The following is a 24,015-nucleotide window of genomic DNA, read 5'->3' as shown; positions in this document are numbered from 1 at the left end:
TTTGAACAGCTGATAACTTTATCTCATTTGAGTATGTATTAAATGTTGTACCTTTTTTTACCATAAAAAATCCCCTCCAAGTAATAGTGTAACATCCATCTGTATACATGGTCTTTTTTACACTGTCTACCTAAAGGGGATAATATCAATTCCTGGTCTTTTTTATTTATTCAATCGTAATGTTCTTTAAGTTACTCTTTGTAGGTTTCGCTGTTTCTTGCATACAAGAAGAAAGCTCTTCTTGTAAAATACTTAGCGCTTTTTTTGCAGATTGCTGAATTGGAGTAGGTAATTCATTTATGATATACATCCCAACTTTTAATTTGGTTTGAATGATTTTTCTTAATAATTCCTCACGCATGAACCATACCTCCAAAGCGAATGTTTAATACATCGCCTTCAAATTTTGCACCTTGAACGGATAAATGCGTTAATGTTTTTGGTAACGTAATGTTCCGTTTGACAGAACCGGCGCGAATGATGAGTTCATCACCTTTTTGATTTAAGGATAGTTCACTTTTATCAGAGAATGGGATAGAGAGAACAAAGATATATTCATCTCCATCTTTTTTGACATACTGTGTACGACCGTTAAATTTTACTTCCGTTGGATTGAGGTCATCTTTAAATAAAGCATACCCTACACGCTCTAACATCGGTAAACCAACTACTTCTTGCTCAAACATTGGAGCTTCATAAATAGGAAGTGGTTGAAAGCTGTCTTGAATTAGTGCTTTATATTTCTTTTGAGCATCTTTCCATGCTTGAAAGTAGGAGTCAGTAACAGTATCAGGAATGACACGGTTAATCATGATGGCATCGACGTTATAATCATATAAATTTAAATAGGTGAAACTACGCTGTGCTTCTTTAATAACCATTTTTTCTGGATTGACAACAACGCGAATACTTGTCACTTCTCGATTAGATAAAATATCTCGCATTTCTCCTAGCTGTTCAATCGTATTCGTTAATTCGTCCATAATATCATCAGTAGGGAGTGGAACGCCGAGGAGTGGTTGTGCAACAGGACGGACAACTTTTAAAACTTTTCTTTTGATCGGAAAGAGTTTTTCCATCCACCAGCCGAGCATATCAGGAAAGCTTAACATGGCTAGCGTTTCTCCAGTTGGTGCACAGTCAATAATGATGACATCATATGTTTTTTGTTTATAGTAATCGAGTACACGGAGTAAGCTAATTAAGTCTTCCATACCAGGAAACATTGTTAACTCCTCTGTTGTAATATCGTCAGCTGCTTTTGATGTGAATAGCAATGTAATATATTTTTGTAATTTCCCCCAACCTTTTTCCATTTCATAAATTGTATTGATTTCTTGCGCCCATAAATTTTCACGAATTTCTAGTGGTTCAGAAGATAATTTTATGCCGAATGAATCTCCCAAGCTATGAGCTGGGTCCGTGCTCATGACTAATGTTTTTAACCCTTGTTTTGCACTTTGAAGTGCCGTTGCTGCTGAAATGCTAGTTTTTCCTACGCCGCCTTTACCTGTATACAAAATAATTCTCATATTTATATCCCCTTTGTTTCGGTTGTCGAATATTACGAATGTCGAAATAATAATTTGAACAAAAACCCATAAAGGGCTTTATTCAATCGGAATGTTTTTCATCTTAGGTGTAGGAAGCTTTTCGATTTGTTTTTGTTGTGACGTAGCGATGTGATTCATAATCTTTTGGAAGATTTGTAGTAAGAATGCCTTCTCTTCTTCTGATAATGCTTCTGTCACAAGGTTAAAGTAATGAGCAGCATTTTGTTTCACTTCTTGAACGAGTTGTACGCCAGTTTCAGTTAAACGAATGAGTACAATGCGTCGATCATTTTCATTCCGATAGCGCTCGATATATCCTTTTTTCACAAGTCGATTCACGACACCTGTCGTCGTGCTCATTGGAATGTCAAGAAGTTCGGTGATCTTTGTCATTGTAATATCCGTATTGCGTTCCATCCATAATAGACAGAATACCTCCGTTTTAGAAAGCGATAAATCAAGGCTTACCCATTCTTCTGGATAGAAAAGCTTCTTGGCGTTATCTAGCAGTAAGTCTAAAAAGTGTTCGTATTGCAACAATTATTTCCACTCCCGTATATTTCGAGGTTCGTAATATTTATTTTTATTCTATGCTTATTGCAAATAAATGTCAAATAATTATTGCCTGCTTTTTCAGACTAAATGAAAAAGAAATCTTATAATAGTAATATACTTATCTATCATAGATATAAAGCTAACAAGGAAATATCCAAGCTATTTCCTTGTTAGCATCAACTTTGTTTGTGCTTTTTCCAGTATGTTACTTGGCATTTATACATGAAGTGAAACACTTAGTGTCAAAGGATACGATTTAATATGTGTGTTATTTTTAACAAAAAAAATTGATTAATAAACAATAAAGTGAGAAGAAAGGCAGAAGCCTTTCTTTTTTTATGTAAAAATGCTGTAAGTACCGTGTGTTGACTTGCTTGAAGTACTGAAAATTTGGTATCATCAATAGTATTGTAGATTGAACGATATATTATGGAGGTGGCCTAGCCGTGTCAAGAATTTCCGTTGAGAATGTAAAGCATGTAGCGCATTTAGCACGTCTTGCAATTACAGATCAAGAAGCAGAAAAATTTCAAAAACAACTAGATGCAATTGTTACATTTGCAGAACAGTTAAATGAATTAGATACAACAGGTGTTAAACCAACAACTCACGTATTAGAGATGAAAAATATTATGCGTGAAGATGTGCCAGAAAAAGGTTTACCAGTTGAAGAAGTATTAAAAAATGCACCGGATCACAAAGATAATCAAATCCGTGTTCCAGCAGTATTAGAATAGAGGAGGGGAATTTCGATGTCATTATTTGATCATTCAGTATCAGAGTTACATAAAAAATTAAACAACAAAGAAATTTCCGTTACGGATTTAGTAGAAGAATCTTACAAGCGTATTGCGGATGTTGAAGATAATGTTAAAGCTTTTCTTACATTAGATGAAGAAAATGCACGTGCGAAAGCAAAAGAACTAGATGCGAAGATTGGTGCTGAAGATAATGGTTTACTATTCGGTATGCCAATCGGTGTGAAAGATAACATTGTAACAAATGGTCTTCGTACAACTTGTGCGAGCAAAATATTAGCGAACTTCGATCCAATTTATGATGCAACAGTTGTTCAAAAGCTAAAAGCTGCTGATACAATTACAATCGGTAAATTAAACATGGACGAGTTCGCGATGGGGTCTTCAAATGAAAACTCTGGTTTCTACGCTACAAAAAATCCATGGAACTTAGACTATGTTCCGGGTGGATCTAGTGGTGGTTCTGCAGCAGCAGTAGCGGCTGGAGAGGTGCTATTCTCTTTAGGATCTGATACTGGTGGTTCTATCCGTCAACCAGCAGCATATTGCGGCGTTGTTGGTTTAAAACCGACTTATGGACGTGTATCTCGCTTTGGTTTAGTTGCATTTGCATCTTCTCTTGACCAAATCGGACCAATTACACGTACAGTAGAAGATAATGCATACTTATTACAAGCAATTTCAGGTGTTGATCGCATGGATACAACTTCTGCAAATATTGAAGTTGGTAACTACTTAGCTGGTTTAACAGGCGATGTAAAAGGCTTACGTATCGCTGTACCAAAAGAATACTTAGGAGAAGGTGTTGGCGAAGAAGCTCGTGAGTCAGTGCTAGCTGCTTTAAAAGTATTAGAAGGTATGGGTGCAACTTGGGAAGAAGTATCTCTTCCGCACTCTAAATATGCTTTAGCAACGTACTACTTAATCTCTTCTTCTGAAGCGTCTGCTAACCTGTCACGCTTTGATGGCGTACGTTATGGCGTTCGTTCTGACAATGTGAATAACTTAATGGACCTTTACAAAAACACGCGTAGCGAAGGCTTCGGTGACGAAGTAAAACGTCGTATTATGCTTGGTACATTTGCTCTTAGCTCTGGTTACTATGATGCATATTATAAAAAAGCACAACAAGTACGTACATTAATTAAAAATGATTTTGAAAACGTATTTGCTAACTATGACGTTATTATTGGACCAACAACTCCAACTCCTGCATTTAAAGTAGGGGAAAAAGTAGACGATCCAATGACAATGTATGCAAACGACATTTTAACAATCCCAGTAAACTTAGCAGGTGTTCCGGCAATTTCTGTTCCATGTGGATTTAGTGCGAACAACATGCCACTTGGTTTACAAATTATCGGTAAACACTTCGATGAAGCGACAATTTACCGTGTTGCACATGCGTTTGAGCAAGCAACAGATTATCATACAAAAAAAGCAAGTCTGTAAGGAGGCGAGCATAGATGAATTTTGAAACAATTATCGGTTTAGAGGTTCACGTTGAGTTAAAAACAAATTCGAAAATTTTCTCTGCGAGTCCAACAGAATTCGGAGCGGCTCCCAATACACAAACAAGTGTAATTGACTTAGGATATCCTGGTGTGCTTCCGACTCTAAATAAAGAAGCAGTTAACTTTGCAATGAAAGCTGCAATGGCATTAAACTGTGAAATCGCAACAGAAACAAAATTTGACCGTAAAAACTATTTCTACCCAGATAATCCGAAAGCATACCAAATCTCTCAATACGATAAGCCAATTGGAGAAAATGGTTGGATTGAAATCGAAGTAGGTGGTAAAAAGAAACGTATCGGTATTACACGTCTTCACTTAGAAGAAGATGCAGGTAAATCAACGCATACAGGTGAAGGATACTCATTAGTAGACTACAACCGCCAAGGTATGCCGTTAATCGAAATCGTATCTGAGCCAGATATGCGTACGCCAGAAGAAGCATATGCATACTTAGAAAAATTAAAATCCATCATTCAATATACAGGCGTATCTGATTGTAAGATGGAAGAAGGTTCTCTTCGCTGTGATGCAAACATTTCCCTTCGTCCAGTAGGACAAGAGAAGTTTGGTACAAAAGCAGAGCTGAAAAACTTAAACTCATTTACTTATGTACAAAAAGGTCTTGAGCATGAACAAGTACGCCAAGAAAAAGAGTTATTATCTGGTGGCATCATTCAACAAGAAACACGTCGTTATGATGAAGCAACGAAGAAAACAATCTTAATGCGTGTAAAAGAAGGGTCTGACGATTACCGTTACTTCCCAGAGCCAGATTTAGTTGAGCTTTACATTGATGATGAGTGGAAAGAACGCGTTCGTGCTTCTATTCCAGAACTTCCAGATGCTCGTAAAGTACGCTATGTTGAAGAACTTGGCTTACCAGCTTACGATGCACACGTATTAACGTTAACAAAAGAGATGTCTGATTTCTTTGAAGCGACAATCGCAGATGGTGCAGACGCGAAATTAACATCAAACTGGTTAATGGGTGAAGTACTTGCATACTTAAACAAACAACAAAAAGAATTAAAAGACGTAGCATTAACGCCAGCTGGTCTATCTAAAATGGTTCAATTAATTGAAAAAGGTACAATTTCGTCTAAGATTGCGAAAAAAGTATTTAACGAATTAATTGAAAAAGGTGGAGACCCAGAAGAAATCGTTAAAGCAAAAGGTCTTGTTCAAATTTCTGACGAAGGCACACTTCGTAAAATTGTAACTGAAATTCTTGATAATAACGAACAATCTATTGAAGACTTCAAAAACGGTAAAGATCGTGCGATTGGCTTCTTAGTTGGTCAAATTATGAAAGCAACAAAAGGACAAGCTAACCCACCACTTGTTAACAAGATCTTATTAGAAGAAATCAATAAGCGATAAGCTAAACGATTAAAGATTAAACAGAGAAAGCACCCATATTTGGGTGTTTTTTCTGAGTTAATCAAACGTTTGTTTAAATTAAGAAAATATTTAAATAAACGTTTGATTAACTGACAAAAGTGAGAAAATGTTTATATAGCAACTATGGTATGATAGTTGCAAAAAGGTGGGAATAATGATAAATCTAGACATAGAGAGTTTTTCATCTCGTGAAATAATAGATACTTATTATTCGTTATATTTATTTTTTATGAAACAATGAGAAGTAATAAAGAATGGAAAGATATATTTCTTGGTCAAATAAAGCAAAACCTTCGTTAGTGAACATGTACTAATGGAGGGTTACACGAATCGGGTTCTTACTGCCTATTTGAGCGGGATAAAAGAAGGATAGGAAGATGAGAGGAGGTAGGCATAGGAACGCTGAATAAGGGTTCGGTATATTCTTTTTCTATGAATCAGAAATTTCCTGTGCTAATGAATGATGAAGCGAGCAAGAATAATTTATAATCCTACTTCTGGTCGTGAGTTGTTTAAAAAGAGCTTGCCAGAAGTATTACAAAAATTAGAACAAGCTGGATATGAAACATCTTGTCATGCAACAACTGGTCCTGGAGATGCGACTGTGGCAGCGAGGCAAGCTGCGGATCGTAAGTTTGATGTTGTTATTGCAGCAGGTGGTGACGGGACGTTAAATGAAGTAGTAAATGGTTTAGTAGGGCATGAACATCGTCCGAAATTCGGTATCATTCCAGTTGGGACGACAAATGATTTTGCACGTGCAATTGGTGTACCGCGTTCTATTGAAGAGGCAGCAGATATTATTTGTGAAGGTAAGACTGTTCCACTAGACCTAGGCAGAGCAAACGATACATATTTTATTAACATTGCTGGCGGTGGCCGCATTACAGAATTAACATATGAAGTACCAAGTAAGTTGAAAACAGTTTTGGGGCAGCTTGCTTATTATCTAAAAGGTATCGAAATGCTGCCATCATTACATCCAACATATGTTGAAATTGAGTATGATGGCAAGCTATTACAAGAAGAAATTACGATGTTTTTAATTACGAATACGCGCTCTGTTGGTGGTTTTGAAAAGGTTGCACCATATGCATCTATTAATGATGGGTTATTTGACTTATTAGTGCTAAAGAAGGGCTCTATTGCTGATTTAATTAAAGCAGCAACACAAGCACAGCGCGGTGAGCATATTAATAATCCAAAGGTGTTATATACGCAGGCAAATCGTATTAAGGTTCATTCACCGGATAAATTAATGATTAATCTAGATGGTGAATATGGCGGAGATGCACCGATGGAATTTGAAAATATATATCATTGTCTTGAACTATTTGTTCCTGAACATAAAGAGGATGCCTTATAAAAGGCATCCTCTTTTATGTTCAGGAGAGGGGAACAAGGAAGGCAGCAGGTTCTTATTTTTATTGCTATTTGTCGCAAGATCGATATCCTTTGTCGAATCGCTGATATCTTGAAAAAATTGCCGATAAAATTTCATTTATCATCTTCCACTAATAAACTCTATTGCTAAAACTTCTGTTTTTTCTTTTTATAAATAAAAATTGATAGTATCGTAATAAAATCGCCAAACGATTAGACTAGATTTGAATTGTAAATTGGGAGTTGGTTTGATTTTTATGGTATTTTTACAATCCGTTCATCTTACATCCACATTTACTTGCTACACTGAATGTGAAAAGGGCAGAAAGGTAGGGTGTTATGGAGAAGATAAAGGCAATACTCTTTGATAAAGATGGAACGTTAATGGATTTTCACTCAATTTGGATAAAGGTAGCAGAAGAACTTGTAGCTGAACTTGTAGAACTACATCGATTACCTCAATCATTACGGTTAACTATTTTAGAAAAAATTGGTGTTGAAGGGGCATTCGTTCATCCACGTAGTGTATTGGCAGCAGGAACAAGCCACGATATAGCGAAAATTTGTTGTAAGTATATACCGTCTGTTAAAGAGAGTGATATGCATCACTGGATAAGTGAAAAACTATTTACTCTTATGTACGAACATCGTTCACATATGAGAATGACAGCAGACTTACCAAAACTTTTACAAGTATTGAAAGAAAAAGGGCTCATTTTAGGTATTGTGACTGCGGATGATTTTGCACCAACAGAACTCTTTTTAAAGCAGTGTCAATTAGAGACGTTTTTTGATTATATTGTAGCTTCAGATACATTTCCAGCCCAAAAACCAGATAAGCAAATTGTAGAATCATTTTGTGAAGAGTTTGGGTTAGACCCAAGGGAGGTAGTAGTTGTTGGGGATACGCCAACAGATTTACATTTAGCAAAAAATAGCGGTGCTTGTTATGCGATTGGAGTTCTTTCGGGGACGGGTGATCTTCAAACATTAGCACCACTTGCAGATATTGTATTAGATTCTGTTGGGCATTTCATTTCTGATTCTGGAGAACTGATTTGGGAACGAGAAAAGTCTAATCTATAAATAAAATAAGTCTATATCGACTCGTATTAAGTCGATATAGACTTATTTTTTATGTCGAAATACTGAGAAGATTAGAAAGTTAGCGCATTTATAAGTTGGCATACATCTTGCAATATAGAAAAAGAAAATCATAGCATAGAAAAGGATGGGAGAAACGATGAATACAAAATTCGCTAAAGTAAATGAACAAATTCCAGGACCGAAAGCATCTTCTTTATTAGAACGCCGTCAAAATATCGTACCAAGGGGCGTGAGTAATGGGATTTCAACATTCGTACAGTCAGCTGATGGTGCGCTTGTAACAGATGTAGATGGAAATCAATTTATCGATTTTGCAGGAGCGATTGGAACAATTAACGTAGGACATTGCCACCCTGCTGTGAAAGAGGCGCTTCATAAACAAGTAGATCAATATATTCATACTGGCTTTAATGTAATGATGTATGAGCCATATATTGAATTAGCAGAGAAGCTTGCTGCATTAGCTCCTGGAAACTTTGAGAAACAAGTATTGTTTTTAAATAGTGGTGCTGAAGCGGTTGAAAATGCCGTGAAAATTGCTCGTAAGTATACGAAAAGAACGGGCATTATTGCGTTTTCGAAGGGATTTCACGGTCGTACATTGATGACAATGACGATGACAAGTAAAGTAAAGCCTTATAAATTTGGATTCGGTCCATTTGCACCAGAAGTATATAAAGCACCATTCCCATATGAATACCGTCGTCCAGAAGGTTTAACAGATGAACAATATGATAACTTTATTATCGAAGAATTCAAGAATTTCTTAATCTCAGAAGTTGCCCCAGAAAGCATAGCTGCTGTTGTAATGGAGCCTGTTCAAGGCGAAGGTGGTTTTATCGTTCCAAGTAAGAAGTTTGTGCAAGAAGTGCGCCGTCTTTGCTCTGAACATGGCATTTTATTTGTAGCTGATGAAATTCAAACAGGCTTTAGCCGTACAGGAAAATATTTTGCCATTGATCACTATGATGTCGTTCCAGACTTAATTACTGTTTCGAAATCATTAGGGGCAGGAGTACCGATTAGTGGAGTTATTGGGCGAAAAGAAATTATGAATGAATCAGCACCAGGAGAACTTGGTGGAACATACGCTGGAAGTCCATTAGGATGCGCTGCAGCATTAGCTGTTTTGGATATTATCGAGAATGAAAAATTAAATGAGCGAGCTCTGCATGTAGGGAAAGCTGTAATGGATCGCTTTGAGGAAATGAAGAAAAAGTATAACTGTATTGGTGATGTACGTGGTTTAGGAGCGATGTGTGCGTTTGAGCTTGTTAAAGACCGTACAACAAAAGAGGCAGATAAAGCATTAACAGCAAGTTTATGTGCTGAAGCAAATAAACGTGGACTGCTCTTATTATCTGCTGGAACGTATGGGAATGTAGTTCGTGTCCTAATGCCACTAGTTATTACAGATGAGCAATTGGAAGAAGGGCTTACAATTATTGAAGATTCCTTGCAAGCTTGTTATGAGCAAGCAGATATCGCTCGTGTGTAAATAATATTGAGATAAAACCTTTCCTTTTGGGTGGGAGAGAGCGTCCGTCCATGCATAGAAGTGGTCAGGTCCTTTTCCTACCCCATGCTAAGTAAAAAAAGAGAAAATGAGTGCGGATTCCCTTTTGTTTTTTTCATGGCATTAACCTATCTGCCTGAAAATCAAAATGGATTTACAACAAATGTGCAATCATTCTAGTTTACTCTGTTCGAAAAAAATACAGAAAATTCCCTTAAATAAAGATTTCACTTTATAATGAAATGTAAGTAATAATAAAGTGAAGCAATGGACCCTGAATTTGAGGAGTGGCTGGAATGGTTGCAGAAAAGGAACGAGCATTTATGGATTTAAAAGATGTGTTTGAATATGCATTTGATGAGATTTTTGTTACGGATGAGAAAGGGACTGTTGTCCGTGTAAATAGCACATGTGAAAGACACTATCAATTATCTGCTGAAGAGCTAGTAGGAAAACATGTAAAAGAGCTGCAAAAAGAAGGGATTTTTTATCCATCTGCAACATTGGAAGTAATTGAGAAGAAAAAGCCAATTGAACTTGTTCAAACAACAAAGTCGGGAGAGTATTTGCACGTTCGAACAAGACCTGTTTTTGATGAACAAGGGAATTTACGAAGGGTGATTAGTTACTCTCGTGACCTTACGGAACTCTATCAATTACGAAAAAAGGTAGAGGAGATGGATAATCAGTTAAAGACATATAAAAAAGAGTTAAGAGAAACGTATGAATATGAAGGACTTATTTTTAAAAGTATAGCTATGCAAAAAATAGTCGCAACAATCAAAAAAGTATCTATGGTAGATAGTACAGTTCTTATTTTAGGTGAGACTGGAGTAGGGAAAAGTAGATTAGTACGTCATTTGCATGAAGTGAGTCATCGCAAAAATGAAATGTTTTATGAAATTAACTGTGCGGCATTACCGACAAACTTAATTGAATCGGAACTGTTTGGCTACTCAGGTGGTTCTTTTACAGGCGCAAATCGCGAAGGGAAAAAGGGCATTTTGGAGTTAGCTCATAAAGGGACTCTTTTTTTAGATGAAATCGGTGAAATGCCACTTGAAATTCAGGCGAAACTGCTGCAAGTGCTACAAGAAAAAACATTCCGCCCAGTAGGAGGTAGAGAACTAAAAAAAGTAGATGTTCGAATTGTGGCAGCTACGAATAGGGATTTAGCTGAAATGGTAAAGCAAGGGACGTTTCGGAAAGACTTATATTATCGTCTTAATGTCATACCGATTCAAATTCCGCCGCTGCGCGAGAGAACAGAAGATATTTTACCGTTAGTTTATCATTACCTACAACATTTTAATGAAAAATATGGACGTGATGTAAAGTTAGCACCTAGCACATTACAAATACTCGTAGGGTATCCTTGGGAAGGAAATAATAGAGAAATAGAAAACGTAATTGAAAGGATTGTCATTACTGCTGATGACATTGTCATGATAGAAGACTTACCGATATCTATGCAGGAATCTACAGTTGAGCAATCCGGTCAAAGCCTCTATAAAATGTTGGAAGAAGTAGAACGAAATATTATTCTTAAAGCGTATAAAACACATGGATCAAGTTATAAAGTCGCAGAATTCCTGAAAATAAGTCAATCTGCAGCTACTAGGAAAATTAAGAAGTTTATAGGGGAGGAATATTTAGTTGGGAGAGAAGAAGGAACTTAAAAAAGTACTATCACGTTTTGATGTTCTTTTCCTTGCGATAGGTGCAATGCTTGGATGGGGGTGGGTTGTACTTTCGGGGGATTGGGTTACGTCTGCTGGTTCTATGGGGGCAGTTATTGCTTTTATTATAGGCGGATTACTTGTTATTTTCGTTGGATTAACATATGCTGAGCTTGCCTCAGCTATGCCAGAAACTGGCGGCGGTTTATTATATGTATATAAGGCATTTGGAAAGAAGGCAGCCTTTATTGCTTCTTGGGCAATGGTACTAGGCTATGTATCAGTTGTTACTTTTGAGGCTGTTGCACTTCCAACCGTTGTAGACTATGTACTACCAGACTATCAAAGCATATATTTATGGACAATTGGTGGCTGGGATGTATATTTAACATGGGCAATGATTGGGATGGGGGGAGCACTCCTTATTACAGCTATTAACTATTTTGGGGTAAAAACAGCAGCGGTATTTCAAAGCGTATTTACAATATTCATTGTCGCGACAGGTATCATGCTTGTCTTTGGTGCTGGCTTGAATGGCGATACGAAAAACTTAGAACCGTTTTTTATAGACGGTGCGGGCGGTGTGATGGCTGTCCTTATTATGGTTCCGTTTTTATTTGTTGGTTTTGATGTCATTCCACAAGTAGCAGAAGAAGTTAATCTTCCGTTCAAAGAAATTGGAAAGCTTTTAATTTTCTCTGTCGTTTGTGCCGTCATTTTTTATCTTTTAATTGCTTTAGGTGTATCGATGGCGTTAGATCAAAATACATTAATGCAGACAAAACTAGCAACAGCTGATGCAATGGGAGCTGTATTTGGTTCGAAAATCTTTGCGAATATCTTAATTTTTGGTGGATTAGCAGGAATTATTACAAGTTGGAATGCTTTTATTATAGGGGGTAGTCGCGTCTTATATGCAATGGCGAAAACAGGAATGGTTCCAGCTTGGTTTGGGAAAGTCCACCCAAAATATAAAACACCTTCAAATGCTATTATATTTTTAGGGATGCTTTCATTCTTTGCACCATTACTAGGAAGACCAGCACTCGTTTGGATTGTAGATGCTGGTGGGCTTGGCATTGTTGTTTCTTATCTATTAGTTAGCCTGTCCTTTTTAGTACTACGTAAAAAGGATCCGAATATGAAGCGACCATTCAAAGTGAAAAAAGGAAAAGTTGTTGGAAGTATTGCAACGATCCTAAGTATTGGGTTTATTTTGCTATATATGCCTGGAATGCCAGCTGCATTAATTTGGCCATATGAGTGGTTAATGGTATTAGGCTGGGTAGTTTTTGGAGGCTATTTCTTTGTTAGAATGATTTTCGGTAAGTATGAAGGAAACAACTTAGAAAATGAAGAGAATATAAAGGAGGAAGAGAACATTGGATAAAAAAGCGACGTATGTAAACTTAGATCAAAAAGCGATGTATATAAATGGAGAATGGATTAAGCTACAGGAACAAATTGAGATTAATAATCCGGCGACGCAGGAAGTATTTGCAACTGTTCCAAAAGGTGGGGTCACTGAGGCAAAGCAAGCTGTAGATGCCGCACATGAAGCTTTTAAATCTTGGTCAAAATTAACGGCAGCTGACCGTGCACAAAAATTAAAAAAATGGTTTACATTAATTGATGAAAACAAAGAAGAAATTGCAGCGATTATGACGAAAGAACAAGGAAAGCCGTTTGCAGAAGCACTTGGGGAAGTGAACTATGCAAATAGCTTTGTAGAGTGGTATGCGGAAGAAGGGAAACGAGTATACGGTGACATGATCCCAGCTTCTCACCCGAATAAACGCATTTTAGTAACGAAGCAACCTGTGGGCGTTATTGCAGCGATTACCCCATGGAATTTTCCAGCGGCAATGATTACAAGAAAAGTAGCCCCAGCACTTGCAGCAGGCTGTACAGCAGTTGTAAAACCTGCAAGTCAAACACCGTTAACAGCATTAAAATTAGCTGAACTTGCACATGAAGCTGATATCCCAAAAGGTGTTTTAAACATTGTAACAGGTAGTGCAAAGGCAATTGCCGATACTTGGATGGAAGATGGACGCGTAAGAAAGGTTTCATTTACAGGATCAACTGAAATTGGCAAAGAATTAATGTGTGGAGCTGCGAAAACGATGAAGAAAGTTTCGCTTGAGCTAGGTGGTCATGCTCCATTCATCGTAATGAACGATGCGGATTTAGATAAAGCAGTAGAAGCAGTAATTGGTTCGAAATTCCGTAATGCTGGGCAAACATGTATATGTACAAATCGTGTATTTGTGCAAGAAGCGGTGTATGGAGAGTTCGCAGCGAAATTCCAAAAGGCAGTAGGACAGCTTAAAGTAGGTGATGGATTTGGAGAAGGTACGACTGTAGGACCACTTATCGATGCCAATGCTGTAGAAAAAGTACAGGAACATATTGAAGATGCAATTAAAAAAGGTGGCGAAATTCTGTATGGAGGCCAAACACTTACAGAATTAAATGGTCACTTCATTGAGCCAACGGTCATTGGAGGCGCCAATGACACAATGTTATGTATGAATGAAGAAACATTTGGTCCAGTTGCACCAGTTGCGAAATTTGAAACGGTAGAAGAAGTCATTGAGCGTGCGAATAACACGCCATATGGTTTAGCGGCGTATGTATTTACAAAAGATATTAGCCAAGCCTTTCAAATTAGTGAAGCATTAGAATATGGAATTATTGGCTTGAACGATGGACTTCCATCCGTTGCACAAGCTCCATTTGGTGGATTTAAAGAAAGTGGGATTGGTCGTGAAGGCGGTTATTTTGGAATCGAGGAATATTTAGAAATTAAATATATTTCGTTAGGATTGTAATTTCTATTTGTTAGTAGCTATCTTCTACGGAAGATAGCTACTTTATTTTGTTTGTTGGGAAATAAGAGTTGGCAGTCTCTTATTTATTGTTGTTATTTGTCGGTTAGTCGATATCCTTTGTCGAATTGCTGATATATTTGAAATTGCGCCGATATATTTTGAGAAATGGTCGATATATTTGGGAAATCGCTGATAAAATTTTATTTACCATCTTGCGTCAAAGACTTTCCACAGCCCAAATAAAAAAACACTCTAAAAAAGAGTGTTTTTCATTAGGATTTATAAAGTTTTGATTTAGAATGCCCAATTCCCTTTACGGAAAATCGGTTCATGTGTGCCGTCCGCTGTAATACCGTCAATATCAAGCTCAGCAGAACCAATCATAAAGTCTTCATGTGTAATACTAGCGTTTGCACCATTTTCTACAAGCTCTTCTTTTGACATTGTTTTACCGCCTTCTAAGTTAAATGCATAAGCATTTCCAATTGCTAAATGGCAAGATGCATTTTCATCAAATAGCGTATTATAGAATAAAATATTTGTGTTAGAAATTGGTGAATCATGAGGTACTAATGCAACTTCTCCTAAGAAGTGAGAGCCTTCATCTGTCTCAACTAAATGTTTTAAAGCTTCTTCGCCAACGTCAGCTTTATAGCCTACAATACGTCCATTTTCGAATGTAAGTGTAAAGTTATCAATGATGTTGCCTCCAAAAACTAATGGTTTTGTGCTTGATACTTGTCCATTTACACCTGTTTTTAATGGCATTGTAAATACTTCTTCTGTTGGAATATTAGCCATAAATGGTACATTCTTTTCATTTAGGCTACCAGCTCCAGCCCATACATGTTTTTCTGGAAGTTCAATTGTTAAATCTGTTCCAGGACCTGTATAATGAAGAGCTTTATAATGTTTTTCATTTAAGTAGTCTACTTTTTTATGTAATGTTTCATCATGTTTTTTCCATGCTTCCACAGGGTTTTCTAGGTTTGCACGAGTTGCTTGGAAAATTGCATCCCACAGTTTTGCTTCCTGCTCTTCCGGTGCCACATCAGGGAATACCTTAGCTGCCCATTCTTTCGTAGGAACAGAGATCACACACCAGCTTACTTTATCTGCTTGTACATAATCACGGTATACTTTCATTGCTTCTCCAGCAACTTTATGAGCACTTGCAATTTTTTTAGCATCTACACCTTTTAATAAATCTGGATTTTCTGCATAGATGGACATAAATGCAGCGCCTTCTTTTGCTAATTCTTCACGTGCATGTGCCTTCCAAGCAGGAAATTCTGAGAATGCTTCTTCAGGGGCTAAATCAAATTTTAAACGTGTTAATACTTCATCGTTCCAATCTACATATACATGTTTTGCACCTGATTTATATGCCTTTTCTGTAACAAGACGGACAAATGGAGCAGCTTCAAGTGGGGCATTAATAGATAATGTTTGTCCAGGCTGAATATTAACACCGACATTGACTGCAAGAGCAGCATACTTTTCTAACGTTTGTTCAAATGACATATGTATAATCTCCTTTATTCGAAAGATTTCTTATATACATAATACAAGAAAATTTCAAAAATATAAATAGAACTCAATGTGTATTCACTTTTATCCAGCATCTCACCTCAAAAAACGAGGAAGATAGGTGGGGGCGGGCTGATTAAAGTTTCACTTTATATCGTTATAATAAAGTGGTGGTAGTTCAAAGAAATAAATAGTTAAGAAGTTTCTCTACTGCGAAGTCTTTTTCTCTTTGCGGGTTTGTTACAAATGATAACAATGTAGCCGACAACAAAGATGAAAGGAATTAAAAATACATAACTAGGAATGCCAAAAACATAATGACTTTTTATACTTAAAAATAATAGATGTAGGAAATCAAAAAGAGCATGTAATTTCATCGGAACCTCCAATGTGTTTTTTACAAATTATAACATTTAAGAAAGTGGTACTACATGTTCAAGACTAAAATTTAAGCTGATTTTAAAGTTGGAAAAGTAAAGAAAAGGCTACTTTTTCATAAAAGTAGCCTAAAAAACGATTAATATTTTTCTTTTACAAGCGACATGAACTGGGCCATTGTTGTATTAGGGCCAACAAAGTGTCGCTTAATTAAGTATTGTTCATTCGGCGTGCCTTTTGTAATATGAGTTCCATAATCGGTAGTTACTGCAAATTCATAATGTTTCTTCGTTTCTTCCACAGCTGGATCATTATAAGAACCTACCGGATAGGCAAGGGCAATGACCTTTTTGCCTGTAAGATTTTCGATTTTTTCTTTTGATGCACGTAATTCTTCATCATAATTAGCTGTATAAGCCATCATTGTATGGTTAGCAGTATGAGATTGAATGGAAAAAATACCTGAATCAAGCATTTGTTTTATATCATCTGTCGTAAGACGATTTGGTGTATCAATAGTACTTGAAACGAGGAATTCTGTTGCTGCTGGTTGGAATGTATCATCTTTTAATTTTTGTAAAATATGAAGAGCATTCATATTGTTTTTTCGACCATCATCCATTGTTACAAAGACAGGCTTATTGACGCGGTTTACATCACCCCAACGTTCAAACGTTAACATTGTATAACCGTTATCTTTTAAATATTGCATATGCTTTTCAAACTGTTCTGGTGGTACATATAAACCTAAATCACCATCACTTGGTCCAGGGTATTTTTCAATCGCATGGTACATAAGGAAAGGTACATATTGCTGGAATGTAATCGTAGATTTCACTAGGGGAACTTCTGTGTTGTCATCTTTTAATCCCACTGTTTCAATTTGAAATTCTCCACGTTTTAAATGAAATGATTGTAAATGAAACGGGAGAGCAAAATCACGAGCTTTGTCTTGTGATACAAAGGTTTGTTTACTTTCAGGGCCGTCAGCTGTACGCCAAATATTGTAACGCACTTCTTTAAATGAATCCTTTAAACCTTTTGTATAAAGTGTCGTATTTTTTGCGTTGTATTCAAATGGATCCCATGAAATGATTCCTTGTGTTAAAGGTATTTCTACTGCTTTGGTCTGTACTTCCTTCGTTTCGTGTTTGCCCTTGTAAGTTGCTTCTTTTGTTTGTTTTTCACTAGCAGTACTAGTGTTACAACCTACGAGAATAGCAGAAGAAAGCAAAGCGATACATGCATATTTCTTCATAATATCATCCTTCTATTGTGTTTTTATATTTGGCTCTTATATGTAATAAATTCTCTATCTGTTTTTTTATAAGAGATTGTTTATGTAAAGCATACCCTTGTCTATCATATCACTATGGAATATAGAGGGGAATAACTCTTTTGGGAGAATTCGACAAAAATGATGTGTATTTGCAAAGAATTTGTCTTGTGTAAAATTTTTTTGAACAAAAAAATTACCTTCGAAAATAGTAGTTTTCGAAGGTAGTTTTAAAGAACACTCTTTTCACTTTTGGTTTTTGTTGTTGGATATTTCTTCACTGCAAATAGACAAAAAAGATTTTCTGACCAATATTAGTATATATTTATCTCTTGATATATAAAAGAGAAATTTTATGAAAGGGTGTATGCAATTTTGCATATTATTAGATGCTCACTTTTTGAGATGAAAAAATCACCCTTATCCTCTCGAAATAGAAGAAGATAGGGTGATTCATGATTAAATAAATAATCCAGCAATCGTAGCGGATAAAATAGAAGCAAGTGTGGATGCAAATAGCATTTTCCAGCCAAACTTAGATACGACGCTTCCTTGTTTTTCAGACAGGGCACGGATTGTACCGACAATCGCACCGATTTGACTAATACTTGCGAAGCTAATTAAGAATACGGTAACGATTCCAACTGTACGTGGAGATAACGTTTTTGCAACTTCTTTTAAATCAAGAATAGCTACGAATTCATTTAACACAATTTTTGTTCCCATAATTCCACCAGCTGGGATGATATCGTGAGCTGGAATACCCATTAGGAATGCAAATGGAGCAAGAACATAACCGAAGATTTGTTGCAGTGTAATCGCATATCCCATTGCGCCTGAAGCTGCACTAATTACGTAGTTTACAACTTCCATAACACCGATAAAGGCAATCATTAAAGCAGCAACGATACCTGCTACTTTTAAGCCGTCTAGTGCACCGTTAATCATTGCACCGATAAAGCTGTCACCGAATAGGCTTCTATCAAATTTTTGAACTACTTCTTCTTCTTTTTGTGTGTCAACTGGTGTTAATAATGAACAAACAATTAAGCTAGAGAATAAGTTCAATGGAAGTGCTGCTAGTACATATTTTGCATCTAACATCATAACGTAAGATGCTGTAACAGAAGCTGAAACCGAGCTCATTGCTGAACAGCAAATGATAAACATACGGTTTTTATTGAAATGTTTTAAATCATTTTTAATAACGATTAATGCTTCACTTGAACCGAAGAATACAGAGTTCACTGCATGGAATGATTCAACGCGTGGTAAACCAGTAATTTTTGAAATCGCACCGCCGACAACGCGAACGATGAATGGTAAAACGCCTAAATAACTAAAAATAGAAAGTAGTGCTGAGAAAAAGACGATAATTAATAGTACATTTAAGAAAAAGACAAAGTCTCTTTGGATTCCGTTAAAGAGGAAATCAACACCTGTTGTACCAAGTTTAATCAGCTTGTTGAAAACTTTACTAATAAAAATGATAATTTGCTGACCAATCTTTGTGCCAAACATAAACCAACCAATTAAAATTTGGAAACCAATCATAATAGCAATTGCACGGAAGTTGATTTTACTTTTGTTGTTTGACAAAGCAAAACATAAACCTAACACGGCAAGAATACCGATAATGCTCATTACATATTGCATGTAGTTGCCCCTTTCAGAAGTTCGTATAAAGTTTTTGCATAAAACGCTCGTTATATAACTAATAAATACAAATTGAAAAACCAGCATAAAAACCGACATAAAAGCCCTTTCCTTTAGAGGGAAAAGAGAATCCAGCCAAGCATAGAAGCGGTCAGGTCCTTTTTTAGCCCCATGCCAAGTGAAACCATAAAGAGAAAACGAGAGTAGGTCACCTTTTGTTTTTCATGGCCGCGGATTATATGCTTGAAAAACCGACATCCTTTTTTAGGTTGAAGAGAGAATCCAGCCAAGCGTAGAAGCAGTCAGTGCCTTTTTCAGCTCCGTACCAAGTGAAACCAAAAAGAGGAAGCGAGAGCTGGTCACTTTTCATTCTTTATAGCCGCAGCTTATATGCTTGGAAATCAAAATGAAAATAAAGTTAGAGAAGTTTTATGTCATACGTAAGATGTCTGACCTTTTAGAAAAGTAAAAAATAAAAAAGACCCATATGGATTCACTTTCATCTATGAGAGAAAGCTAATCAATATGAGTCTTTGTATACACAAAAAGCTAGTATTCATTAGTTTTCCCCATAGTCCAGCAATTCTCGGTTGCCGGGTAGAAACTCTCGATCCATATTATCGAGTATATATGAGGTAACATCGTCCGTATTAAATTATTAGTAGCGTAACATTAATAGAGAAGCACCGTCAATAGCTTTTTTTCTTCCAATAGAAAAAGACCATGTAAGTATGATAAAATGTAACGCAGTGTTATGAAAAAGAGAGGTCGGAAAATGGTTAATAAAATGACGCCACCAGTTGAAAAAAACGAGTTCATAGATGTAGTATTTGAAGATTTAACACATGATGGTGCCGGTGTTGCGAAAGTAAAAGGATATCCTATTTTCGTCAAAAATGGATTACCAGGTGAAGAAGCACAAATTAAAATTATTAAAGTAAAGAAGAATTTCGCGTTTGGTCGTTTAATGAAGCTTCATACAGAAAGTCCATATCGTAAAGATGCAGAATGTCCAGTTTATAACCAATGCGGCGGTTGTCAGCTTCAGCATTTAACATATGAAGGACAACTACAAGCAAAACAAAAACAAGTGCGTGACGTAATGCAGCGCATCGGTGGACTACAAGATGTACCAGTTCATCCTGTTCTCGGTATGCAGAATCCTTGGGTTTATCGAAATAAAGCACAAGTACCAATTGGAGAACGTGAAGGCGGGCTTGTAGCTGGTTTCTATCGTCAAGGAACACATGACATCATCAATATGGAAACATGCTTAATTCAAGCAGAAGAGAACGATACGTTAATTCAAGAAGTAAAACGTATTTGTGAAAAACACGGTATCTCAGCGTATAACGAAGAGCGCCATAAAGGAACGCTCCGCCATGTGATGGCTCGTTACGGACAAGTAACAGGGGAAATTATGCTTGTCTTTATTACACGTACGGCAGAACTTCCAAATAAAAAGGCGATTATTGAAGAAATTACAGCGAAGTTCCCAAATGTAAAATCAATCGTTCAAAACGTAAACACGAAACGTACAAACGTAATTTTCGGAGACACAACAACAGTCCTATACGGATCAGAATATATTTATGATTTTATCGGTGATATTAAGTTTGCTATCTCAGCACGTTCTTTCTACCAAGTAAACCCAGAACAAACGAAAGTGCTATATGACAAAGCATTAGAGTATGCGAAGTTAGATGGGAACGAAACAGTAATCGACGCATATTGCGGAATCGGATCAATCTCACTATTCCTAGCGCAAAAAGCAAAAAAAGTATATGGCGTTGAAATCGTTCCAGAAGCAATAGAAGACGCAAATCGAAACGCTGCATTAAACAACATGACAAACGCTGAATTTGCAGTAGGAGAAGCGGAAGTCGTTATTCCAAACTGGTACAAAGAAGGTGTAATTGCCGATACAATCGTTGTCGATCCGCCGCGTAAAGGCTGCGATGAAGCATTACTAAACACAATCATCGACATGAAACCAAAGCGCGTTGTATATGTATCATGTAATCCGGCGACACTTGCACGTGACTTAAAAGTATTAGAAGAAGGCGGATATAAAACGCAGGAAGTTCAGCCTGTTGATATGTTCCCGCATACGACGCATGTGGAGTGTGTGGCTTGGCTTGCGTTGGTATAATAGAAAAGCAGTTGATATAGAAAAAATCTATACCATCTGCTTTTTGGTTTATAAACATACCATTTAGGATCGATTTTAGTTAAAATAAACATTGCCGATTTTCACAAATTATAAATGCACAAATGTACTTGTGTTTGATAATAAGTTATGAAGCATGATATAAGTGTAACATTTGGCTTTATATTTTTTAATCGAGAGTTTGAAGTTGTAACCATATTGAGAGGATTTGAGTTTGAAATGATAGATAATTTTTGGCGTGATTTACCACGACCATTTTTTGTACTTGCACCAATGGAAGATGTGACAGATGTTGTTTTTCGTCACGTAGTAAGTGAAGCCGGTCGACCGGATGTATTTTTCACAGAGTTTACAAACTCGGATAGCTATTGTCATCCAGAAGGTATGAAAAGTGTACGTGGCCGTTTAATTTTTACAGAAGATGAACAGCCAATGGTGGCGCATATTTGGGGAGATAATCCTGAATATTTCCGTCAAATGAGTATTGGCATGGCAGAGCTAGGATTTAAAGGTATCGATATTAATATGGGCTGCCCAGTACCGAATGTGGCATCAAGAGGAAAAGGTAGTGGCCTTATTCTGCGTCCAGATGTTGCAGCAGAACTAATTCAAGCAGCAAAAGCGGGCGGACTGCCTGTTAGCGTAAAAACACGACTTGGCTTTAAGGAGGTAAATGAGTGGGAGGAGTGGCTAACGCATATTTTAAAACAGGATATTGCGAACCTTTCTATTCATTTACGTACAAGAGAAGAAATGAGCCAAGTAGATGCGCATTGGGAGCTAATTCCGGAGATCAAAAAATTACGTGACCGTATCGCACCAAATACGCTACTAACAATCAATGGGGACATTCCTGACCGTCAAACGGGGATGGAGCTTGCTGAAAAATATGGTATTGATGGTGTTATGATTGGGCGAGGTATTTTTAAAAATCCGTTTGCTTTTGAAAAAGAGCCAAAAGAGCATAGCAGTAAAGAACACCTTGATCTTTTAAGACTACAGCTTGATCTTCAAGATCAATATGCGGAAGTACTGCCACGTTCAATCACAGGGCTTCATCGCTTTTTCAAAATTTATGTAAAAGGATTCCATGGAGCTGCTGAATTAAGAAATCAATTGATGAGCACGAAATCAACAGATGAAGTGCGTGCATTGCTTGATAAGTTTGAGGCGAGTGTTGATGAGACAGGGGACAGTGAAATGGTGTAACTCTCAAAAGTTAGAGGGAAATGAATTACATCAACTCATGTGTACTTATTTTAAAAAAAAGCAGCCAGCTCTCTGATTAGGGGGCGCTGCTTTTTTAAGTTTTTTGAAAAGGATTAACGAAACTATATTGAATTCGAATATTTCCAAGCGATATTATAAGAGACGCTTTCTACTCGTGAATATAGAATTGAAGGCGTAAGTTTTTAGTGTTAGAAAGCTCTTTAACTTAGTTGAAAGTGAAAGGTATAGTTTTTCACGGGATTATCGGGGATTTTTTCCATTTTTCATTTGTGATAATATGAATAAAGCTTAAGTGGGATAGATCTTATGGAGGTTATTATGAAAAAAGTCGCTGTAATACAGGATTTATCATCCTTTGGAAAATGTTCATTAACAGCCGCGATTCCGGTTCTTTCGGTAATGGGGGTGCAGGCATGTCCTTTACCAACTGCTATATTGTCTTCACAAACAGGTTATCCAAGTTTTTTCTGTGAAGATTTTACATCTAAAATGCAATATTTCGAAGAGGAATGGAGCAAGCTTCATGTAACCTTTGACGGAATCTATACTGGTTTCGTAACTGGCCGAGAGCAAATTGATAATATTTTTCGTTTTTTAGATAAATTTCATACAAAAGAGAACATCTTACTTGTTGATCCTGTGATGGGGGATATAGGGGAGGCCTATAAACTTTTTACAGAAGAATTGTTAGTACGAATGAGAGAACTTGTGAAATGTGCAGATGTGATTACACCAAATGTAACGGAGTGCTGTCTATTAACCGGATTATCTTATGAAAAACTATATAGCTATTTAAATGAAAGTGATTTTATCAAAGCGTTAGAAGAAGCTGGAAAGACATTGCAGCAAGAAACTGATGCTAAGGTGATCATAACTGGCGTGAATCCACCGTCAGCAAATCCAGATAAGCAGTTTATCGGGAATATGTATTTGGACGAGAATAAAACCTTTTATGACGCGATTCTGTATAATGGTAAAAGTTATTCTGGTACAGGTGATCTATTTGCTTCGGTCATAATGGGAAGCATGATGCGAGGAGAGGACCTAGAAAAATCTGTACAGCTTGCAGAGGCATTTCTAACAGCAGCCATTCATGATACTTCCTTGGAAAAAATTCCTGAAGTAGAGGGAGTTAACTTCGAAAAATATTTGAGAATGTTATTATAAAGTGAAACTTTAATCAGGATAAAATGTTAAAGTATTAATTTAGCGGACAGTAGTTTGAAAATTATATTTAACATAATATATAAATCCAAATGAAAAAACGAACATCAACCTATTCTTTTTTTAGATGGGAGAGAGCATCCGGCCATGCATAGAAGCGGTCATTGCCTTTTTTCGCCCCATGCCAAGTGAAAACAAAAGGAGAAGGCGAGTGGAGATCTTCTTTTGTTTTCATAGCCGCGACTTAGGTGCTTGAAAATCAAAATGGATATATATGTTGGAAAATCAAGTTGGATATATATAGTTTT

Annotated in this window: 19 protein-coding genes and 1 riboswitch; of the genes, 12 read left to right on the top strand and 7 right to left on the bottom strand. The window is 36.7% G+C overall.

The annotated features are described in order from the left end of the window. Window positions 1–166: 166 nt before the first annotated feature. The 3 genes from KFD70_RS19835 to KFD70_RS19825 all read right to left on the bottom strand — a co-directional run bounded on the left by KFD70_RS19835 (window position 167) and on the right by KFD70_RS19825 (window position 2,093). Window positions 167–361, bottom strand: a complete 195-nt coding sequence (locus KFD70_RS19835) for a DUF3926 domain-containing protein (protein ID WP_336453199.1) — start codon at window positions 359–361, stop codon at window positions 167–169. Further along, window positions 354–1,532 carry an ArsA family ATPase gene (locus KFD70_RS19830; protein WP_336453200.1) on the bottom strand — a complete coding sequence of 393 codons (1,179 nt, stop codon included), beginning with the start codon at window positions 1,530–1,532 and terminating at the stop codon, window positions 354–356. Before KFD70_RS19830 ends, KFD70_RS19835 begins: the two co-directional genes overlap by 8 nt. 78 nt (window positions 1,533–1,610) lie before the next feature. Then, complete coding sequence (locus KFD70_RS19825) at window positions 1,611–2,093, bottom strand: MarR family winged helix-turn-helix transcriptional regulator (protein WP_336453201.1); 483 nt, start codon at window positions 2,091–2,093, stop codon at window positions 1,611–1,613. Between the two features lie 461 nt (window positions 2,094–2,554). On the opposite strand from KFD70_RS19825, the gene gatC reads away from it, so the two are divergent. The 9 genes from gatC (at window position 2,555) to KFD70_RS19780 (ending at window position 14,303) form a co-directional block, all read left to right on the top strand. After that, window positions 2,555–2,845, top strand: coding sequence for an Asp-tRNA(Asn)/Glu-tRNA(Gln) amidotransferase subunit GatC (gatC, locus tag KFD70_RS19820; protein ID WP_336453202.1), 291 nt, complete (start codon window positions 2,555–2,557; stop codon window positions 2,843–2,845). Between the two features lie 15 nt (window positions 2,846–2,860). Next, window positions 2,861–4,318 (top strand): Asp-tRNA(Asn)/Glu-tRNA(Gln) amidotransferase subunit GatA, encoded by a 1,458-nt coding sequence (gene gatA, locus KFD70_RS19815; protein WP_336453203.1) that lies wholly within the window; start codon window positions 2,861–2,863, stop codon window positions 4,316–4,318. 14 nt (window positions 4,319–4,332) lie between these two features. Continuing rightward, window positions 4,333–5,763 (top strand): Asp-tRNA(Asn)/Glu-tRNA(Gln) amidotransferase subunit GatB, encoded by a 1,431-nt coding sequence (gene gatB, locus KFD70_RS19810; RefSeq protein WP_336453204.1) that lies wholly within the window; start codon window positions 4,333–4,335, stop codon window positions 5,761–5,763. Between the two features lie 481 nt (window positions 5,764–6,244). Beyond that, complete coding sequence (locus KFD70_RS19805; RefSeq protein WP_336453205.1) at window positions 6,245–7,150, top strand: diacylglycerol kinase; 906 nt, start codon at window positions 6,245–6,247, stop codon at window positions 7,148–7,150. Between the two features lie 356 nt (window positions 7,151–7,506). After that, complete coding sequence (locus KFD70_RS19800) at window positions 7,507–8,253, top strand: HAD family hydrolase (protein WP_336453206.1); 747 nt, start codon at window positions 7,507–7,509, stop codon at window positions 8,251–8,253. Between the two features lie 157 nt (window positions 8,254–8,410). Next, window positions 8,411–9,772 (top strand): 4-aminobutyrate--2-oxoglutarate transaminase, encoded by a 1,362-nt coding sequence (gabT, locus tag KFD70_RS19795; RefSeq protein WP_336453207.1) that lies wholly within the window; start codon window positions 8,411–8,413, stop codon window positions 9,770–9,772. Between the two features lie 314 nt (window positions 9,773–10,086). Beyond that, a complete protein-coding gene (locus tag KFD70_RS19790) occupies window positions 10,087–11,469 on the top strand; it encodes a sigma-54 interaction domain-containing protein (RefSeq protein ID WP_336453208.1) in 1,383 nt (460 codons plus the stop codon). After that, on the top strand, window positions 11,447–12,859 hold the full coding sequence (locus KFD70_RS19785) for an APC family permease (RefSeq protein ID WP_336453209.1): 1,413 nt from the start codon (window positions 11,447–11,449) through the stop codon (window positions 12,857–12,859). The genes KFD70_RS19790 and KFD70_RS19785 overlap by 23 nt, the downstream gene beginning before the upstream one ends. Next, window positions 12,852–14,303 (top strand): NAD-dependent succinate-semialdehyde dehydrogenase, encoded by a 1,452-nt coding sequence (locus tag KFD70_RS19780; protein ID WP_336453210.1) that lies wholly within the window; start codon window positions 12,852–12,854, stop codon window positions 14,301–14,303. The genes KFD70_RS19785 and KFD70_RS19780 overlap by 8 nt, the downstream gene beginning before the upstream one ends. Window positions 14,304–14,597: 294 nt before the next feature. Here the strand turns inward: KFD70_RS19780 and KFD70_RS19775 are convergent, their stop codons facing one another. The 4 genes from KFD70_RS19775 to KFD70_RS19760 all read right to left on the bottom strand — a co-directional run bounded on the left by KFD70_RS19775 (window position 14,598) and on the right by KFD70_RS19760 (window position 19,143). After that, the gene (locus tag KFD70_RS19775; RefSeq protein ID WP_336453211.1) at window positions 14,598–15,827 is read right to left on the bottom strand and encodes an aminopeptidase; all 1,230 of its coding nucleotides are present in this window, start codon (window positions 15,825–15,827) and stop codon (window positions 14,598–14,600) included. Window positions 15,828–16,027: 200 nt separating this feature from the next. Further along, window positions 16,028–16,210 (bottom strand): hypothetical protein, encoded by a 183-nt coding sequence (locus tag KFD70_RS19770; RefSeq protein WP_336453212.1) that lies wholly within the window; start codon window positions 16,208–16,210, stop codon window positions 16,028–16,030. Window positions 16,211–16,350: 140 nt separating this feature from the next. Next, window positions 16,351–17,469 carry a polysaccharide deacetylase family protein gene (locus KFD70_RS19765; RefSeq protein ID WP_336453213.1) on the bottom strand — a complete coding sequence of 373 codons (1,119 nt, stop codon included), beginning with the start codon at window positions 17,467–17,469 and terminating at the stop codon, window positions 16,351–16,353. A 477-nt stretch (window positions 17,470–17,946) separates the two neighbouring features. After that, window positions 17,947–19,143 carry a NupC/NupG family nucleoside CNT transporter gene (locus KFD70_RS19760; RefSeq protein ID WP_336453214.1) on the bottom strand — a complete coding sequence of 399 codons (1,197 nt, stop codon included), beginning with the start codon at window positions 19,141–19,143 and terminating at the stop codon, window positions 17,947–17,949. Between the two features lie 552 nt (window positions 19,144–19,695). Beyond that, window positions 19,696–19,797: riboswitch (purine riboswitch) on the bottom strand. Between the two features lie 121 nt (window positions 19,798–19,918). Between KFD70_RS19760 and rlmD the strand changes: the two genes are divergently transcribed. The 3 genes from rlmD to KFD70_RS19745 all read left to right on the top strand — a co-directional run bounded on the left by rlmD (window position 19,919) and on the right by KFD70_RS19745 (window position 23,710). Further along, window positions 19,919–21,295, top strand: a complete 1,377-nt coding sequence (gene rlmD / locus KFD70_RS19755) for a 23S rRNA (uracil(1939)-C(5))-methyltransferase RlmD (protein WP_336453215.1) — start codon at window positions 19,919–19,921, stop codon at window positions 21,293–21,295. 237 nt (window positions 21,296–21,532) lie between these two features. Next, window positions 21,533–22,522 (top strand): tRNA dihydrouridine synthase, encoded by a 990-nt coding sequence (locus KFD70_RS19750; protein WP_336453344.1) that lies wholly within the window; start codon window positions 21,533–21,535, stop codon window positions 22,520–22,522. Between the two features lie 339 nt (window positions 22,523–22,861). After that, on the top strand, window positions 22,862–23,710 hold the full coding sequence (locus tag KFD70_RS19745) for a pyridoxamine kinase (protein ID WP_336453216.1): 849 nt from the start codon (window positions 22,862–22,864) through the stop codon (window positions 23,708–23,710). The last annotated feature ends 305 nt before the right edge of the window (window positions 23,711–24,015 follow it).

The organism is Bacillus pfraonensis, from assembly GCF_050768835.1.
In the GTDB taxonomy this organism is placed as follows: domain Bacteria; phylum Bacillota; class Bacilli; order Bacillales; family Bacillaceae_G; genus Bacillus_A; species Bacillus_A pfraonensis.
This window is presented reverse-complemented; position numbering and strand designations above follow the sequence as displayed.